Raw genomic sequence first — 389 nt, 5'->3', positions numbered from 1 at the left:
CCATGCGGTGCGCCGCGTCGAGGTCGTCGGGGGTCTTGAGCGCCAGGGTCTCGACACCAGGCAGGGCACGCTTGGCGAGGCCCGTCAGGGTGCCGGCCGGCGGCACCTCGATGAGGCCCGTCACGCCCATCGCCTTGAACGTCTCCATCGTCAGATCCCAGCGCACCGGGTTGCTCACCTGGCTGACGAGGCGGCGCAGCACCCGCGGGCCGTCGTGGACGACGAGCCCGTCCTTGTTCGACACGAGGGGGATGCGAGGGTCGTGCGTCGAGATGGCCCGCGCGAAGACACTGAGCCGCTCCACGGCCGGCGTCATGTGCTCGGTGTGGAAGGCACCCGCGACCTGGAGCGGGATCACGCGTGCCTTCGCCGGCGGCTCGGCCTTGAGC

1 pseudogene is annotated in these 389 nt (G+C 71.5%); it reads right to left on the bottom strand.

The features are described 5' to 3' along the window. Positions 1 to 389, bottom strand: a pseudogene (locus tag GO615_RS30135) (ACP S-malonyltransferase); the annotation flags it as partial.

Source organism: Aromatoleum evansii (assembly GCF_012910805.1).
Classification (GTDB): domain Bacteria; phylum Pseudomonadota; class Gammaproteobacteria; order Burkholderiales; family Rhodocyclaceae; genus Aromatoleum; species Aromatoleum evansii.
Note: the sequence above shows the minus strand (reverse complement) of the source record. Positions and strands in the feature narration are given on the sequence as shown.